Here is a 16,972-nt window from a genome sequence, read left to right as displayed (position 1 = left end):
TGGGCGCTCCGATCTGGAGTGGGACGAGTCGGTCCGGCTCGACCTGCGCTACGTGGAGAACTGGTCGCTGGCGATGGACTTCGTCATTCTCTGGCGGACCGTCTTCGCCGTCCTGCGCCGCGAAGGCGCCTACTGACCTGACCTCGGCATCGTCTGGCCTCGGCCCGGTCTGACCCCGGTCTGACCCCGGTCTGATCCCGATCTGGCCTTGGCTCTGGCCTTGGCTTCGCCCGGCCCGGCCGGCTCCGGTGGACGCCCGCGCTCGTCGCCGGCGCGGGCTGCCGGCTCGGATCCGGGCCCGGTCAGGTCGCGGCGAGCCAGCCGGCGACGCGCAGATGGTCGAGGACCCGGCCCACGGCCGCCTCGCTGGACAGCTGCGCGGTGTCGACGGTGACGTCGGCGTCGTCCGGCTCCTCGTACGGGTCGGACACCCCGGTGAAGGCGGGGATCACCCCGGCCCGGGCCTTCGCGTACAGGCCCTTGCGGTCCCGTTCCTCGCACACCGCCAGCGGCGTCGACACGTGGACGAGGACGAAACCACCCCCGGCCGCGCGCACCATCTCGCGGATCTCGGCGCGGATGTTCGCGTACGGCGCGATCGGCGCGCACACCGCCGTACCGCCCGCGCCGGCGACCTGGGCGGCCACGAAACCGATCCGGCGGATGTTCGTGTCCCGGTCGGCCCGGGAGAAGCCGAGCCCCCGGGACAGGTGGTTGCGCACGACGTCGCCGTCGAGCAGGGTGACGCGCCGCCCGCCCTCCTCGAGCAGCCGGCAGACGAGCAGCCCGGCGAGCGTGGACTTCCCTGAGCCCGACAGGCCGGTGAAGAAGACCGTCAGGCCACGCCGGGACCGCGGCGGCACCGCCCGGATGAGTTCGGCGGCGACAGTCGGCGGTGTCAGCTCGGCCGGGATCGGGTTGCCGGCGTCCAGCAGCGAGGCGAGCTCCTGGCGTCCCGGCACGCCGATCGCCGGCCCGATCAGGCTGCCCGTCAGGCCGTAGACGCTGGCCAGGTGCGCCCGCTGGGCGGTCAGCCGGGCCAGCAGCGCCGGATCCTCCGCCGCCGAGCGGTCCAGGTCCGCCGCGGGTCGGCTGTCGGTGAGGTCCGCCGCGGCGGCTGCCGCCGTGGCCGTGACCGTGCTGTCCGCGGGCAGCAGGACCGTCGCGCTCATCCCGGGCTCCCGTGGCGTCGCCAGCAGTGGGGACGGCAGCACGGGCACGAGGACGAGCAGGCTGCGGTGCCCGTGTGGCTCGTCGGCCGCGCCGGGACGGCGGTAGGGGTCCGGCGGGGGCTCGGGGTGGCGTCCCGCGGCGGTCGCGTCGGACGCCAGCGCCTCCGAGGCGAGCGTCGCCTCACTCGGGCGCAGCGGCGCGTCGACCGCCTTCAGCGCGGCGAGCAGGCAGCGGATCCGCAGATGGTGCCCGGCGTCCGCGGGGTCGGCGGCGCCGACCGGGGCGAGCACGACACAGCGCTTGCCCTGGCGGGTCAGCGCCCGGATGCGACCCACATCCGCGGTGTGCAGCAGGCCGTCCGCCCAGACCGCCCAGACCGCCCAGGCCGCGGCGGAGTCGACCTGCGGCCCAGTCCACCCCCGGGCGCGCAGTTCGGCCCGCACCTGGTCCGGGGTCAGGCGCAGATCGGGGTGATCCGGGTGATCCGGCAGCCGCACCCCTTCCACCGCACCGACCAGCCGCACCACGCCGGCATCGCCCGTCGCTCTCCCCCTGTCCGTCGCTCTCCCACTGTCCGTCGCGCCCGCGCTGTCCGTCGCGCCCGCACTGTCCGCCGCACCGGCGCCAGCCGTCGCGCCAGCGCCGTCGGTCGCGGTCGGGCCGCCGTCCTCGGCCGCGCCGCCGGCGGGGACGGGAATCGTCACGCGCAGGTGCAGCGCGGCGATCATCACCCCTTCCTGATCGCGCAGCGCGACGGTGGTGCCGGCGGCCAGCGGCGCGGCGGCGTCGGCCGGCACGACGAGGGACGGCACGGGGACACCGTCGACCTCCTCCTCGGCCGGATAGCCGGGCTGCGGGCCGAAGGACCCGACGAGCAGCAGCTCGAGTTCGGCGAGTTGACGCGGCGTGAGCGTCAACGACGGCCAGTCGCGCGAGGCCGCGGTCAGCTCAGCGGCGCGGTCGGCGCCGACCAGGGCGAGCAGCGGATCGCCGTCGGCGCCGTCGCCGCGCTCGCCAGGGCCCGCGCCGAGCGGGCCGGCCCGGTGACGGTCGGTGTCCGGATCAGAGGTGGCACTCACACCCGCGACCGTAGCGGGTGACAGACTCCCACTCGATGAACACCGACGACACCAGCCCGCCGGCCCTCGTCCCCGTCGACATCGCGTCCGACGAGATCGACGACGACGTCCTCGCCCGGCGACTGGCCACGGACGCCGGCAAACTGCTGCTCAAGATCCGCGAGGAGGTCGGCTTCGCCGAGCCCGCCACGCTGCGGGACGCCGGTGACGCCCGTTCGCAGCAGCTGCTGGCCCGGGCGCTGGCCCGCCACCGACCGGACGACGCGGTGCTCTCCGAGGAGGCCGCCGACGATCCGGCCCGCCTGCTCGCCGAGCGGGTCTGGATCGTCGACCCGCTCGATGGCACCCGCGAGTTCGCCGAGCCGGGGCGCAGCGACTGGGCGGTCCATGTCGCGCTGTGGCAGGCCGGCGAGCTCATCGCGGGTGCGGTGGCCCTGCCGGCGCTCGGCGTCACCCTGTCGGCCGCGGGCGGTCTGCCGTCGCGGCCAGCCGCCGCCGGCCCGCCGCGCATCGTCGCGAGCCGGACCCGGGCCCCCCGCCTCGTCGGCGAGGTGGCGGAGGCGCTTGGCGCGACCACCGTTCCGATGGGTTCGGCCGGGGCCAAGGCCGCCGCGGTCATCCGCGGGCAGGCGGAGATCTACCTGCACGCAGGCGGCCAGTACGAGTGGGACTCCGCCGCGCCGGTCGCGGTGGCCCGGGCGGCGGGCCTGCACACGAGCCGGCTCGACGGCTCGCCGCTGCGCTACAACCAGCCGGATCCGTTGCTGCCCGACCTCGTGATCTGCGACGCCGCCCTGGCGCCGGCGGTGCTCGCGGCCATCGCCGCGGCTGGTCCACAGGATCGGTAGGACCGTCCGGACCGAGCGTGGCCATGGCGGCTCGCGTTCGTCCGGCGGCGGATGGTGGGGGCGGCGGCACGGGTATGCCGTGAGCTGCTCGCGTTGACGTACCTCCAGGCCAGGTGAGCCGGTTAACGTCGGCGAAACCGGTGTCCGAACGGCCAGGTCGGCTACTTTGGACTGATACACCGGCTCGACGAGGGGTATCCGCGTGCCTGTCACGGGTTACGAGCTCTCCCACCTGGAGATGCTCGAGGCCGAGGCGATCCACATCTTCCGTGAGGTCGCGGCCGAGTTCGAGCGTCCCGCGTTGCTGTTCAGCGGCGGCAAGGACTCGATCGTCATGCTGCGGGTGGCGGAGAAGGCGTTCTGGCCGGCGAAGCTGCCGTTCCCGCTGCTGCACATCGACACCGGGCACAACTTCCCCGAGGTCCTCGCGTTCCGTGACCACCGCAGCGCCGAGCTCGGCGCGCGTCTCGTCGTCGGTTCGGTGCAGACGGCCATCGACGCTGGGGAGCTGACCGAGGACACCCGCCCGGGTGCCTCGCGCAACCAGCTGCAGACGCCGGTACTGCTCGACACGATCGCCGAGAACCGGTTCGACGCCGTGTTCGGCGGCGCGCGCCGCGATGAGGAGAAGGCCCGGGCCAAGGAGCGGGTCTACTCGTTCCGCGACGAGTTCGGCCAGTGGGACCCGAAGAACCAGCGTCCCGAGCTGTGGTCGCTCTACAACGGCCGGCACCGCCCCGGCGAGCACATCCGCGTGTTCCCGCTGTCCAACTGGACCGAGCTGGACATCTGGCGCTACATCGCCCAGGAGCGCCTCGAGATCCCCTCGATCTACTACGCGCACAGCCGCGACGTGATCGAACGTGACGGCATGCTGCTCGCGGTCACCCCGCTGACGCCGCCGCGCGCCGGCGAGATCGCGCTGCCCCGGCAGATCCGCTACCGCACGGTCGGCGACATCACCTGCACCGGCGCCGTCGAGTCGACCGCGGCGACGGTCGAGGAGGTCATCGCCGAGGTGGCGGCGACGAGGATCACCGAGCGCGGCGCCACCCGGGCCGACGACCGGGTCAGCGAAGCCGCGATGGAGGACCGCAAGCGGGAGGGGTACTTCTGATGACCGAGCTGCTGCGTGTCGCGACCGCGGGTTCGGTCGACGACGGCAAGTCGACCCTGATCGGCCGCCTCCTGTACGACACGAAGTCACTGTTCAGCGACCAGCTCGCGGCGGTGGAGCGCACCAGCCGGGAGCGCGGCGACGGCTACGTCGACCTCGCCCTGCTCACCGACGGCCTGCGGGCCGAGCGCGAACAGGGCATCACGATCGACGTCGCGTACCGCTACTTCGCCACCCCGCGCCGGTCGTTCATCCTGGCGGATACGCCGGGGCACGTGCAGTACACCCGCAACATGGTCACCGGCGCCTCGACGGCGGACCTGGCGCTGCTGCTGGTGGACGCGCGCAAGGGCGTGCTGGAGCAGACCCGGCGGCACGCGTTCCTCGCCTCGCTGCTGCGCGTTCCGCACATGGTCCTCTGCGTGAACAAGATGGATCTCGTCGACTTCGACCGCGAGGTCTTCGAGAAGATCAAGGAGGACTTCCGCCGCTTCGCCACGAAGCTGGAGATCGTGGACGTCACGACGATCCCGATCTCCGCCCTCAGCGGCGACAACGTGGTCTCCCGTTCGCCGAGCACCCCCTGGTACGACGGCAGCTCGCTGCTGCACCACCTGGAGGAACTGCACATCGCCTCCGACCGCAACCTCATCGACGTGCGTTTCCCGGTGCAGTGGGTGGTCCGCCCGCGCACCGACGAGCTGCACGACTATCGCGGCTACGCCGGACAGGTCGCCGGCGGTGTGCTGAAGCCGGGCGACGACGTGATCGTGCTGCCCTCGGGGCTGAGCACCCGGGTCGCCGGGATCGACAGCTTCGACGGCCCGATCTCTGAGGCGTTCCCCCCGATGTCGGTGACGGTCCGCCTCGAGGACGACCTGGACGTCTCCCGCGGCGACATGATCGCCCGCCCGAACAACCAGCCCACGGTCGGCCAGGACCTGCAGCTGATGGTCTCGTGGATGGCGGACGCGCCGTTGCGGCGGCGGGCCCGCATCGGGATCAAGCACACCACGCGGTCGGTGCGGGCGATGGTCACCGACGTGAGCTACCGGGTCGACATCGACACCCTGCACCGGGACGAGTCGGTCGAGACGCTCGGGCTCAACGACATCGGCCGGATCGCGCTGCGCACCACCTCGCCGCTGTGCTACGACCCGTACCGCCGCAACCGCACCACCGGCAGCGTGCTGCTCATCGACGAGTCGACCGGCGCCACCCTCGGCGCAGGCATGATCCTCTAGCCGGAGCCGGCTGCTCGGTCGGCCTCGCGTGACACGCGTCGGCGGGGTGGGTTCGGGTCGTCGCGGATCGCGGGAGAGCCGCCCAGGCCGGTGCGCCGTGGCGCATCCGTCGGCCGGGTGCGGGAGGATCGGCGCGTGGACCTGCCGGTCATGCCACCGATCAAGCCGATGCTCGCGCGTGCCGTCGGTGAGATCCCGCCCGGGCTCGTCTACGAACCGAAATGGGACGGCTTCCGCGCGCTGGTGTTCCGCGACGGCGACGAGGTGGAGATCACCTCCCGGGCGACGAAGTCGATGACGCGCTACTTCCCGGAGCTCGTCGCCGACCTGCGGGCGTCGCTGCCCGAACGCTGTGTCCTGGACGGCGAGATCGTCGTCGTGGGAAGCGACGGGCTCGACTTCGAGGCGCTGCAGCAGCGGGTGCATCCCGAGGCGAGCCGGGTGGCCCGCCTCGCGGCCGAGACGCCGGTGTCCTTCGTCGCCTTCGACCTGCTCTCGGACGGCGACGCCGCGCTGCTCACCTGCCCCTTCGCCGACCGTCGGGCGCGTCTCACCGCACTGCTGGCGCAGGTCGGGGACCGGTCCGCCCGGATCCACCTCACCCCGGCGACGGACGATCTCGCGGTGGCCCGAGCGTGGTTCGACCGCTTCGAGGGCGCCGGGCTCGACGGCCTCGTCGCGAAGGCGCCGGACTCCCGCTACGAGCCCGACCGGCGGACGATGTTCAAGATCAAGCATGACCGGACGGCGGACTGCGTCGTCGCCGGCTACCGCGCGCACAAGTCGGGCGTCGACGCGCTGGGCTCGCTGCTGCTGGGCCTGTACCCGGACGCCCCCGCCGACGGCACGCCGCCCGGCGGGGGTCTGGCCGCGGTCGGCGTGACCTCCGCGTTCCCGATGGCCCGGCGCCGCGAGCTGGTCCGCGAACTCGCCGACCTGGTGATCCCGATCGAGGAGCATCCCTGGGCGCCCGGTGCCGCCGGCGGCACCCGCACTCCGTGGGACGCGGGGGAGAGCCGGTGGGCGTCGGGCCGGGACCCGTCGTTCGTCCCGCTGCGCCCGGTACTGGTCGTCGAGGTCCGCTACGACCACATGGAGGGGCTGCGGTTTCGCCACACCACACAGTTCGTGCGCTTCCGGCCGGATCGTGAGCCGCGCGGCTGCACCTTCGCCCAGCTGGAGCGACCGGCGAGGTTCGACCTCGCCGACGTGCTGCGGTGACGTCCGCCCTGCCGTCGGGGCGATGACGGGCATGTCATCCTCCCGGCCGCAGGACGTGGTCGGGCGGCACCGGTGGTTCCTCGGCGCTGCCGGCCATCCCGGCGAGGACCGGCAACCGGTCGTTGTTCGCGACCATGGCCGGGCTCTCCAGCCAGGCGAGGTAGGCGCCGCGCTGCGCCGACGTCATCGCCGCCGCCGGCCGTGGGTCGCCGGACGGGTCGAGGAAGTCGGTCGCCGGGCCGGTGATGAAGCCGTCGTGGCGGGGATCGCCGGTATAGACGCGGGGGCGGCCGTCGGCGCCGGTGACGGTGACCGGGCGCAGTGGGTCACTACCGCGTCGCTGCCACAGCAGGCGGGCGCTCGCCTCGTACGCTCCGGCCCAGTGGGGGTTCGCGCGGGCGGCGACCCGCAGTTCGGCGAGGACCCGCCGGGCCTCGGCGGTGGGCACGTCCCGGAACCGATCACGGATCATCGCCTCCACCTCGACGACGGTGACCCCGACGCCGAGGCGGGCGAAGGTACCCGCCGGGTCCCTCGGGTCGATCGCGCCGGCGGACGTGGCGAGCAGGTCCAGCAGCACCGCCTGCTGTCTGCGGTGCTGCGCGCCCGCGTCGGCGTGCGCGCGCACCACCGCGTCGGCCGCGTCGCCGAGGGCCTCGGTGAAGAAGGCCTGCGCCCGCACGGCACGCAGGTAGCCGAGTGCGCGCGGGCTCGCGGGCAGGCCGCCGGGTGTGACGTTCCAGCCCTGGGTGCGCCGCGCGGTCGCCTCCTCGAGGCCGACGCCGAACGCCGCCGCGTCCCGGGCCAACAGCCCGGTCGTCGCACCGCCGCGCAGGGACTCCCGCAGCAGCGCCCGCCACGCCGAGTCGGGGACCGCCCGGACAGCGTCGACCGGATCCACCACGCCGACCGGATCCACCACGCCGACCAGATCCTTGGAGCCGGCCAGATCCTCGGAGCCAGCCGGACTCTCGGAGCCGGCCGGACCTCGCGCGCCTGCTGGACCTGCTGGACGCGTGGAGCCGATGGCGCCCGGCACGACGGTCGTCACCGCGCCGTAGATCTCGGCACCATAGGTGTGCAGCGCCGGGACGAACGCCGCGCGCAGCCGCAGGGGCAACGCCGACTCGCCGGCGGCGGCGACGGCGAGGGCGAGGCCGGTGACGAACCGCGCTGAGCCGGCCGGGTCGGCCTGGCGCACAGCCGTGCTCCCGGCGGTGGCGACCAGCCGCGACCATGCCCGCGCCGCCTGCTCGGTCAGGCCGACCCGCACGGGCAGGCCCAGCGCGCCCACGGACGCGACCTGCAGGACCTCCGCCAGATGCCGGACGGCGAAGCGGGCGACCAGGCCCGGAGCGGCGGTGATCGCGTCCAGCAGGGTGACCTCGTAGGCGGCGAGCTCCGCCGCTGCCCGCCGGCCGGGACCGGCGGGCAGCTGGCGCACCACGGCCAGGCTCCGGTCCGCCGGCGCCGGCGGCTGACGCCCGGGGCCGAAGGCGAGCCGGCCCAGCCGATCCAGCAGCGCCGGATCGACGCGGCCGGCGCCGAGCAGCGGCCGCAGCAGGACGGCATCGGCGCGATCGGCCCGCCCCAGGGTGTTGAGTCGTCCCAGCCAGGCGTCGCCGAGCGTCCGCAGCCGGCTGTACGCGGCGAACGCACGGCCGAGCACGGGCACGTCCACCTGTTCGTCCAGCCCGGACGGCGGCGCCGGACGGTTGCCGAGCGGCCCTGACGGGCGGCCGCTGAGCACAGTGAGCAGCCGCGCGAGCCCGGACGGGCCCAGTTCGTCGAAGAAGCCGGTGACGAACCCGGCCTGGCCCCCGTGGGCGCGCAGGGCATCGAACGCGCCACGTGCGGCGGACGAGCCCGGCGTGCTGCCGCCCACGGTGGCACCGCCACCTGGTGTCCCGAGCCGCCGGCCCGATCCAGCGCCGCGTGGCGCCGCGCCATGCTCGGGGCCCGCCGCGCCACCGCGCCCGGCACCGGCTGTGCCGCCGCGGGCCACGGCCACGGGTGCCAGCAGCCTGGCGGCCGCCCGCCCCGCGGCCAATGCCGCTGCGTCCGCGCCGGTCGACGCCGAGGCGTTCGCGTCGGTCGACGTCGCCGCGTCCGCGCCGGTGAAGGCAGCGGAGCGCACTACCAGCGCGTCGGACCAGGGTGAGGGTGGGGTATCGCCGGCGTCAGGCCACCGGGCATGGGGTATCGGTAGCGGCCTGTCGGCCTGCGCGGCCTGCGTGAGGTGGCCGTGCAGCGAGGTCGCCTCCGCGTCGACGGCGGCACCCACCCGGGCGAGTCGCGCAGCGGGCGCCACCGAGGCACCGATCGTAGACAGGGCCCAGGCCAGGCCGCGCGCGCCGGACCGCAACGCCTCGGCGGCGGCGCGCACCGCCGCGACCAGCGCGGCCAGCCTTGCCAGGTCGACCATGATCCGCCGCTGGGCGGAGGGCCCGTCGGTGCGGTGAAGGGGTGCCGCGGCACCGGGGGTGGCCATCCGCCGCTCAGCCGATCGCCCGCGGCGCCGCGGCGCCGGATGGGTGGGCACGGGCCTGCTCGCAGGCCCGCACACCGCTGTCCAGCAGCTCGGTGGCCTCCGCCGCGAGCCGGCGCAGCAGCCCGGCGGACAGCTCCGCGGCCGAGCCTTCCCAGGCTCCGACACCGGCGGCCACGACACGTTCCAACGCGGCCGCCACCTCACGCTGGGCGCGGCGCGCCACGGCAAGCGCGCCGGACACCGTCGTTCCGGCTCCGTCGGGAATCGTCATCGGCACACCACCGTCGGTTCAGGGTCGGTGCGGCGACCGTAACAACGCCGGCGACGGGTGCGAAGGCTCCGATCAGCTCCTGTGGACGACCCCCGGGCGCTGCCCGCCCTGTGGACGGAGGCGGGTGAAACCCGGCACCGAGTGAGCGCACCCAGCCCGGTCACCCCTGCGCCCGGCCCGGTGGCCTCGGGCCCAGGCCGCGATCAGGACCGCCGGTAGCGCAGGAACAGGTTGTCGTCCTCGGCCAGCACGTGGACCAGGCGCATTGACACCGGCCGTGGCCACGCGGCGCCCTGCACGATGCCGATCCGCCCTGGTCCGGCCAGCAGCGGGGCAACCGTCAGACAGAGTTCGTCGAGCAGCCCGGCGCCGCCGAGCTGGGCGTGCAGCATCGGGCCGCCCTCGGTGAGCACCCGGGTCAACCCGCGGGCCGCGAGTGCCGCGAGCGCCCGCGGCATGTCGACGGCCGCGTCCCCACACACGACGACCTCCGCGACCTCCGCCAGCGCCGCCCGCCGCGCCGGGGAGGCGGCGTCGCAGGTGAGCACGAGTGGGCGTACCTCGGCGTCGAACAGCCGGGCGGCCGGGTCCAGGCCGGCGCTCGCGGTGACGACGGCGACCGGCGGGACCTCCGCGAGCCCGGCGGCCCGTCGGCGCTCCCGCCGCTCGGGTGGCACGATCACCGGACCGTAGTTCTCGTGCCGGGCCGTCCCGGCGCCGACGAGGACCACGTCACTCAGCCAGCGCAGCGTCCGGAAGACCCGCAGGTCCGCCTCACCGCCGAGGGGGCCCGACCGGCCGTCGACCTCCGCCGCGCCGTCGACGGCGCCGACGAAGTTCGACCGTACGTAGCTGGTGTGGGCGGCCTCGGCCGGGTAGGCGTACGCCGCGTCGAGATCGGCCTCGTCGCCGGGCTCCTGCCCGGGTGGCACATCACCGAACGGTGCGGGTGAGGGGAGCAGACATCGCACCGCGTCGACTGTATCCGCTCCCCGCGTGGCACCCACACGCTCGAGCCGATCCTCACCGCGGCGGACAGAGCCACGCCCGCGTGCCTTCAACAAGCGGGACGGTCCGTGCCTGTGCCTCTTCGTCCGGTGCCGCCTCCGTGCCCGATGCCGGCCACGCCGGTGGACGGCCTGTCGCCGGCGGCGGGTGCTCCTGGGACGATGGACGCATGGGAACCTACGTCGTCCTGCTGGTCATGGTGCTGCTCGTCGGTCTGGCAGTGCTCGGCGGGCTGTACGCCTACCTGACCCGCGAACGCGTCCGCCGCTGACCGACCGCGTCCGGCCGAACCAGGCCCGCCCGCCGCGCCGGGCCACGGGACGGATTAGGACGCGGACGGCTCCGGCGGGAGCAGCCGGGTGATCACGACGGACTCGCCGTCGAGCTCGACCCGACCGGGCATGTACGTGAAGCCGGGCGCGGAGGCCGCCGGAGCATCGAACGGGACCCCGTCGAGCGGCACGGCCTGGCGTTCCCCGGCGAGGTTCGCGACGATCGCCACGTCCCCGCGGCGCACCACCAGCCAGCGAGCGTCCTCGTCGAAGGTGCAGCCGACGGACGACCAGGCCGGGTCGGTCAGCGCGGGCAGCCGGCGGCGCAGCGCGATCAGGCGGCGGTGCCAGTCCAGCAGGCCGGCGTGGCCGGGCCGGGTCGGTTCCGACCAGTCGAGCCGGGATCGTTCGAACGTCGCCGGGTCCTGCGGGTCGGGCACGTCCTCCGGGCCCCAGCCGTGCGCGGCGAACTCGGCGCGGCGACCCTCCCGCACCGCGTCACCGAGACCAGGCGCGGTGTGGTCGGTGAAGTACTGCCAGGGCGTGTGCGCCCCCCACTCCTCACCCATGAACAGCATCGGAGTCAGCGCCGACGTCAGCAGCAGCGCGGCACCGATGCGCAGCAGCCCGTCGCTGAGCAGCACCGACGACCGGTCGCCGACGGCGCGGTTGCCGATCTGGTCGTGGTTCTGCAGGAACGTGACGAACCGGTAGGCCGGCGTCGTCGGCGGCATCGGTCGGCCGTGCGAGCGGCCGCGGAACGTCGAGTAGCCGCCGTCGTGCACGAAGCCCTTCGTCAGCGCCTGGGCGAGCGTCGCGATCGACCCGAAGTCGACGTAGTAGCCCTGCCGCTCGCCGGACAGCGCCGCCCACAGCGCGTGGTGCGCGTCGTCGCACCACTGCCCGTCCAGCCCGTAGCCGCCGGCCTCCGGCGCGGAGACGAGCCTCGGGTCGTTCAGGTCGGACTCGGCGACGGCGAACAGCGGCCGGCGCAGCTGCGCGCCCAGCCGGTGCACCGCCTCGGAGATCTCCTCCAGCAGATGCAGCGCCCGGCTGTCCTGGAAGGCGTGCACCGCGTCGAGGCGCAGCCCGTCGCAGTGGTAGTCCCGCAGCCACGACAGCGCGCTGTCGACGATGAACGACCGGACCTCGTCCGAACCGGGGGCGTCGAGGTTCACCGCCGGGCCCCACGGGGTGATGTAGCGGTCGGTGAAGTAGGGGCCGAACTGGGCCAGGTAGTTTCCGTCCGGGCCGAGATGGTTGTAGACGACGTCCATGACCACGCCGATGCCGCGGGCGTGCGCCGCGTCGACGAACCGCTTCAGCCCGTCGGGCCCGCCGTACGGCTCGTGCACGGCACACAGGCCGACCCCGTCGTAGCCCCAGCCGTGGCTGCCCGGGAAAGCGTTGACGGGCAGCAGCTCGACGGCGTCGATGCCGAGTTCGGCGAGATGGTCGAGCTTGCCGATCGCGGCGTCGAACGTGCCCTCCGGGGTGAACGTCCCGACATGCAGTTCGTAGAGGACGCTGCCGGCGAGCGCGATGCCGCGCCAGTTCGCGTCGGTCCAGGTGAATGTCGCATGGTCGACGAGACGCGACCGCCCGTGCACGCCGGAGGGCTGCCAGGCCGAGCGCGGGTCGGGCAGCTCGTCGCCACGCCCGTCGAGCACGTAGGCGTAGTCGGTGCCATGCTTGGCCGAGGGCACGTTCACCCACCACCAGCCGCCGCGCCCGGCGGACATCTCATGGGTGGCGTCGCCGGCGGAGTCCGCCACGACCAGGCTGACCGTCTTCGCGTCCGGGGCCCACAGCCGGAAGGTGCTCATAGCCTCCTGTCTACCGCCCCCCGCCGCCGGACATGCCGTGTCCGTGACAACGGCCCCAACCAAAGGTGCCCGTACTACCCGGTTTCACCACCCGAACGCCCCAGCCCGCACGGTCCGAGCGGACGGTGCCACGTTCCCGCATGACCACCACCATCAGCCCGACCGGTCGTGTATGCCCCGCTCGACCTCCTACGGTGGCCCTGGAGCTCCTGCCTGATCCCCGCCATCGCGACACACCGCCCGCGACGTCTGAGCCGAGCCACCCATGCCATGATCCGACAACGGTCACCGTCTATCGATGCCAAGACCCGGACAAGATCTGCCGATGTTGATGTCAGACCGCCGGCCCGCTGCAAACCACCCCCGTTCCACCCCCACGACACGCCGCCTGACGTGCCCGTTTATCCTCGGGTCCTCATCGCCCCTACGAGGGATTGCAACTGGCTGCCGTTGTGAGAAGTGCTCTGCCTGGAATGTGGCGGTCCGCATCGCCCCTACGAGGGATTGCAACACGTAATGCGCGGAAGGGAATAGTCCGGACATCGGCTGCCGGAATTGGTGGTGTATACCGACTTTCAGGTGGTCTACGGAGATCCGGTCGGGGCCGGTGGTGGGGGAGGCGGCTGTGGCGGGGCTGGTGACATGGTGGCCAGTGTCGCCTCGATGTCGGGGATCCAGAGGGCGACCTCGAGGGTCTTGAGGGCGGCCCACCGGGACAGTTCGTGGCCGGCCCGCGTCGCGCCGACAAAGCCGACGAGGAAGGCCGCCACGCAGAATCCCACGAGACCACGCTCGGGTCCGGCGGCCAACTCGACAAGGGCGACGACCGCGGCGAGGAGGAAGGCGAATCCGGCGTTGCGCAGGGCGATTCCGCTCGCCCGCAGCCGGCTGATCTCCACCGCCGAGTCGGGCGCCTTGACCTCGACGGCCGCGAAGACGACCGCCGGGTCGACGCGGACGAACGCCATCGCCTGGGCGGGCGGATAACGGTCGAGGAACTCCTGCCTGGCGCCGGGCCCGGGATGCAGCCACTGAGGCAGCCGCCGTCCCAGGAAGCGCCTCGGCGCGTAGGTGAGGTGACCGAGCAGGTAGCTGGCGAGGATGCCGCCGACGATCAGCAGCGTCGCGTTGAGATCGCCGATCTGCCCGAGATCGGCCCAGCCCGCCTGGTCCAGGACGAACAGCAGGAGCGCGAGGTACAGCGAGCCGGGAACCGAGTAGGCGAAGATGTCGAAGACGCCGAGGCTGAGATTCACGGGTTCCTCTGTCCGGTCTGTCCGGTCGGTCGCGGCTCGCCATCTCCCGGCCGCGCCAGCGCGGCGCAATGTCCGTACCTGTGGTGACAGCGTTCGACCTATGGTGACAGCGCCCGCGGCCCGGCGCGGTCGACCCCCGTGGTGTGCCGAGAGGGGCTGTTCGCCCGGTTCCAGGTGGCACCATCAGGTGAGGTCACGTGGGTACGGGCGTGGGGGGCACGGTTGGCAGGGCTTCGGATCGAGCTGTTCGGCGGGTTTCGGGTGCTGGTCGGGCACCGGGCGGTGCCGGACGGTGCGTGGTCACGGCGCAAGCCGGCGGCGCTGGTCAAGCTGCTGGCGCTGGCGCCGGGGTATCGGCTGCGGCGCGAGCAGGTGATGGACGTCCTGTGGCCGGAGCTGGAACCGGCGGCCGCTGCAGCGAACCTGCGTAAGGCGCTGCACGCGGCCCGCCGCGCACTGGATGGTGACGGCCTCTCGGCGGACGGCGCCGCGCTCATCGAGTCGATCGGTGACCTGCTGTGCCTGCGCTCCGACGGGCTGTCCGTCGATGTCGCCGAGTACCGGGCCGCCGCGGCGCTGGCCCGCCAGAGCAGGGACGCCTCCATCCACTGGGCGGCCCTCGACCTGTACCGCGACGGTCTGCTGCCGGAGGACCGTTACGAGGACTGGGCCGCCGGCCCGCGGGACGAGCTGCACGCGGACTGGACGGCGCTGGCCACCGAGCTCGCCCGCGTGCTGGAGGAGCGCGGCGAGTTCAACGAGGCCGCCCGCGTGGTCAACCGGCTCGTCGCGGGGGCCGACGCCGCCGCCGACACCGTGCAGGAGGAGAACCATGTCCGGCTGATGCGCCTGTACGCGCTGGCGGGACGGCGGGACGAGGCCCGGCGGCAGTACGAGCGGCTAAGAGCGGCCCTGCACGCCGAGCTGGGCGTGGAGCCGAGCCCACGGGCCCAGCGGTTGTACGAGGAGATCCGCGGCGGCCACACCGCCGAGCCCGATCTCGCCGTGGAGCTGTGGGAGAAGGTCGGCGACCTGCGCGCCCAGTCGGGCGACGCGGACGGTGCCGGCAAGGCCTACGAGCAGGCGCTGCGGGCCTCGAACGAGCCGGCGAGCACTGGCAGGCTGCACCGGCGGATGGCCACCGCGCTGCTCATGGGCCATCAGACCGACGCCGCCGCCGACCATCTCGCCAAGGCCGACGCGCTCGGGCCGGACACCGCCGAACGCGGCCGGCTGGCCTGCGTGCGCGCCCACCTGGCCTGGGAACACGGCGATCTGGGCGCTGCCCGCGACCTTGCCGACGAGGCACACGAGACGGCCCGCGAACACGGCGACGACGAGGACATCGTCGACGCCCTCGAGGCGCTGGCGATCATCTCCCACCTGCGCGGCGACTGGCGGGCAGGCCTGCAGGCGCAGGTCCGCCGGCTGTCCGGCACCGACCTCGGCGGCCAGGTCAGCCGCTACCTGGAGATCAACCACTGCGCCGGCCAGTACCAGCTCTACGGCGACGCCCTCGCCGGCGACGTCGGCGACTACGCCCGCCAGACCCTGGCGCTGGCCGAGCGCTGCGACGCGGTGGCGGTGCAGGCCTTCGCCTGGTGTCTGCTCGGCGAGTCGCTGCTGCTCGCCGGCCACTGGGGCGAGGCGGACGCCTGCCTGGCCCGCAGCTGCGAGCTGTACACGCCGATGGGCAGCCGTACCGTGGCCCTGCCGTGGCTGCGCCGCGCGGAGCTGGCGGTCTGCACGGGAGCGTTCGAGGACGCCGCGGCGCATCTGCGGTGGGCGACCGCGATCGCGACGGTGGCGCCGAGTTCACGGCATGCCTGGGCCCGCCTGCACGGCATCGCCACACTCGCCGCCCTCGAACAGGGCGATCTGGATGCCGCCGTCGCCGCTGTCACCGCGGCGCGGGAGACCGCGAGCCGGTACGGCGACTGCCCGAGCTGCGGGGCGATGCTGAACCCACTCGCCGCCGAGACGCTGGCCCGCACCGGTGACCTGCGTGGCGCCCGCGAGTTCGCCGCGATCGCCGAGCGCACCGCCGAGTCGTTCGACAGCACGGCCTGGCAGGCGATGGCCTCCTCGGCGGCCGCCTGGATCGCGGTCGGCGAGGGTGATCGGGCGGCCGCCCGGGAAGGATTCGAGGCGGCGGCGGCCGCGTTCGACAAGGCCGGCCACCCCTACTGGACGGCCCGAGCCCGCCGCCAGGCCGGTGGCGTCGAGTAGCACCCGGCGCAGGGAACGCTCAGGGAACGCCCTGTCCGTAGTGTTCTCCCTGCACCACCTACCAGGCACGATCTACCAGGCACGATGCAGCACCGGCAGCATGCGGCGGGGGAATCGCCGCACACATGACGGACGACGCACCAACGCGCCGCGGCGCCCCGAGCCCCGCGGCCCTGCGAAACGGAGACGAGACGACGATGACTCTGACGATCGGCGACACCGCGCCTGACTTCGTGGCCGCCACCACCGAGGGCGCGATCAAGTTCCACGAGTGGATCGGCGACTCCTGGGCGGTGCTCTTCTCGCACCCGAAGAACTTCACCCCGATCTGCACCACCGAGCTTGGCTACGTGGCCAGCATCAAGCCCGAGTTCGACCGCCGCGGCGTGAAGATCATCGGTCTGTCGGTCGACCCGGTTGACAAGCACGCCGACTGGGCGAAGGACATCGAGGAGACCCAGGGCACCGCCCCGAACTACCCGCTCATCGGCGACGCCGACTTCACGATCTCCAAGGCGTACGGCATGCTCGGCGCCGACGTCAGCGGTGACCCGGCCGACCGCACCGCCGCCGACAACCAGACCGTGCGCAACGTGTTCGTCATCGGCCCGGACAAGAAGATCAAGCTGATCCTCGTCTACCCGATGACCACCGGCCGCAACTTCGACGAGGTCCTGCGGGTCATCGACTCCCTGCAGCTCACCGCGAAGTACAAGGTCGCCACCCCGGTGAACTGGAAGCAGGGCGAGAACGTCGTCATCGCCGGCTCCGTCAGCAACGACGAGGCCAAGAAGGTCTACGGCACCTGGGAGGAGCCGAAGCCCTACCTGCGCATCGTTCCGCAGCCGACCTCCTGACCTGATGCAGCCGAGGCCCACCGGGCGCCCCGCGAGGGGCCGCCGGGTGGGCCTCGCGCGTTCCCGGCGCGACCCAGCCC

The 16,972-nt window shown here is 73.6% G+C and carries 13 protein-coding genes; 7 read left to right on the top strand and 6 right to left on the bottom strand.

Translation table 11 applies throughout. From position 1 onward, the window contains the following. Positions 1-136 (top strand): sugar transferase (locus C1A33_RS28855; RefSeq protein WP_165818633.1); only part of this gene is annotated, 136 nt, incomplete at its 5' end. Positions 137-302: 166 nt separating this feature from the next. Here the strand turns inward: C1A33_RS28855 and cysC are convergent. Further along, entirely contained in the window at positions 303-2,252 is a 1,950-nt protein-coding gene (gene cysC / locus C1A33_RS28850; protein WP_101835071.1) for an adenylyl-sulfate kinase, read from the bottom strand. A 35-nt stretch (positions 2,253-2,287) separates the two neighbouring features. On the opposite strand from cysC, the gene C1A33_RS28845 reads away from it, so the two are divergent. From C1A33_RS28845 to C1A33_RS28830, 4 genes are all read left to right on the top strand, one after another. Further along, positions 2,288-3,100: a 3'(2'),5'-bisphosphate nucleotidase CysQ gene (locus C1A33_RS28845; protein WP_101835069.1), complete on the top strand. Its 813-nt coding sequence runs from the start codon at positions 2,288-2,290 to the stop codon at positions 3,098-3,100. A gap of 202 nt (positions 3,101-3,302) precedes the next feature. After that, positions 3,303-4,217, top strand: a complete 915-nt coding sequence (gene cysD, locus C1A33_RS28840; protein WP_101835067.1) for a sulfate adenylyltransferase subunit CysD — start codon at positions 3,303-3,305, stop codon at positions 4,215-4,217. Beyond that, complete coding sequence (locus tag C1A33_RS28835; protein WP_101835065.1) at positions 4,217-5,461, top strand: sulfate adenylyltransferase subunit 1; 1,245 nt, start codon at positions 4,217-4,219, stop codon at positions 5,459-5,461. Before cysD ends, C1A33_RS28835 begins: the two co-directional genes overlap by 1 nt. 135 nt (positions 5,462-5,596) lie before the next feature. Next, positions 5,597-6,682, top strand: coding sequence for an ATP-dependent DNA ligase (locus C1A33_RS28830; RefSeq protein WP_101835063.1), 1,086 nt, complete (start codon positions 5,597-5,599; stop codon positions 6,680-6,682). A 34-nt stretch (positions 6,683-6,716) separates the two neighbouring features. Here C1A33_RS28830 and C1A33_RS28825 read toward each other — a convergent pair whose 3' ends face one another. The 5 genes from C1A33_RS28825 to C1A33_RS28805 all read right to left on the bottom strand — a co-directional run bounded on the left by C1A33_RS28825 (position 6,717) and on the right by C1A33_RS28805 (position 13,806). Next, positions 6,717-9,173: a hypothetical protein gene (locus C1A33_RS28825; RefSeq protein ID WP_133150875.1), complete on the bottom strand. Its 2,457-nt coding sequence runs from the start codon at positions 9,171-9,173 to the stop codon at positions 6,717-6,719. A gap of 7 nt (positions 9,174-9,180) precedes the next feature. Next, positions 9,181-9,444, bottom strand: coding sequence for a hypothetical protein (locus C1A33_RS28820; protein WP_133150874.1), 264 nt, complete (start codon positions 9,442-9,444; stop codon positions 9,181-9,183). 203 nt (positions 9,445-9,647) lie between these two features. Next, on the bottom strand, positions 9,648-10,406 hold the full coding sequence (locus C1A33_RS28815) for a pyrimidine reductase family protein (protein WP_243408034.1): 759 nt from the start codon (positions 10,404-10,406) through the stop codon (positions 9,648-9,650). 371 nt (positions 10,407-10,777) lie between these two features. Next, positions 10,778-12,550 (bottom strand): malto-oligosyltrehalose trehalohydrolase, encoded by a 1,773-nt coding sequence (treZ, locus tag C1A33_RS28810; protein ID WP_101835053.1) that lies wholly within the window; start codon positions 12,548-12,550, stop codon positions 10,778-10,780. 584 nt (positions 12,551-13,134) lie between these two features. Next, positions 13,135-13,806, bottom strand: coding sequence for a hypothetical protein (locus C1A33_RS28805; protein ID WP_101835051.1), 672 nt, complete (start codon positions 13,804-13,806; stop codon positions 13,135-13,137). 222 nt (positions 13,807-14,028) lie between these two features. On the opposite strand from C1A33_RS28805, the gene C1A33_RS28800 reads away from it, so the two are divergent. Both C1A33_RS28800 and C1A33_RS28795 read left to right on the top strand, forming a co-directional pair. Further along, on the top strand, positions 14,029-16,035 hold the full coding sequence (locus C1A33_RS28800) for an AfsR/SARP family transcriptional regulator (RefSeq protein WP_101835049.1): 2,007 nt from the start codon (positions 14,029-14,031) through the stop codon (positions 16,033-16,035). Positions 16,036-16,232: 197 nt separating this feature from the next. Then, on the top strand, positions 16,233-16,892 hold the full coding sequence (locus tag C1A33_RS28795) for a peroxiredoxin (protein ID WP_101835047.1): 660 nt from the start codon (positions 16,233-16,235) through the stop codon (positions 16,890-16,892). The last annotated feature ends 80 nt before the right edge of the window (positions 16,893-16,972 follow it).

This window comes from Frankia canadensis (genome assembly GCF_900197875.1).
Lineage (GTDB): Bacteria > Actinomycetota > Actinomycetes > Frankiales > Frankiaceae > Frankia > Frankia canadensis.
This window is presented reverse-complemented; position numbering and strand designations above follow the sequence as displayed.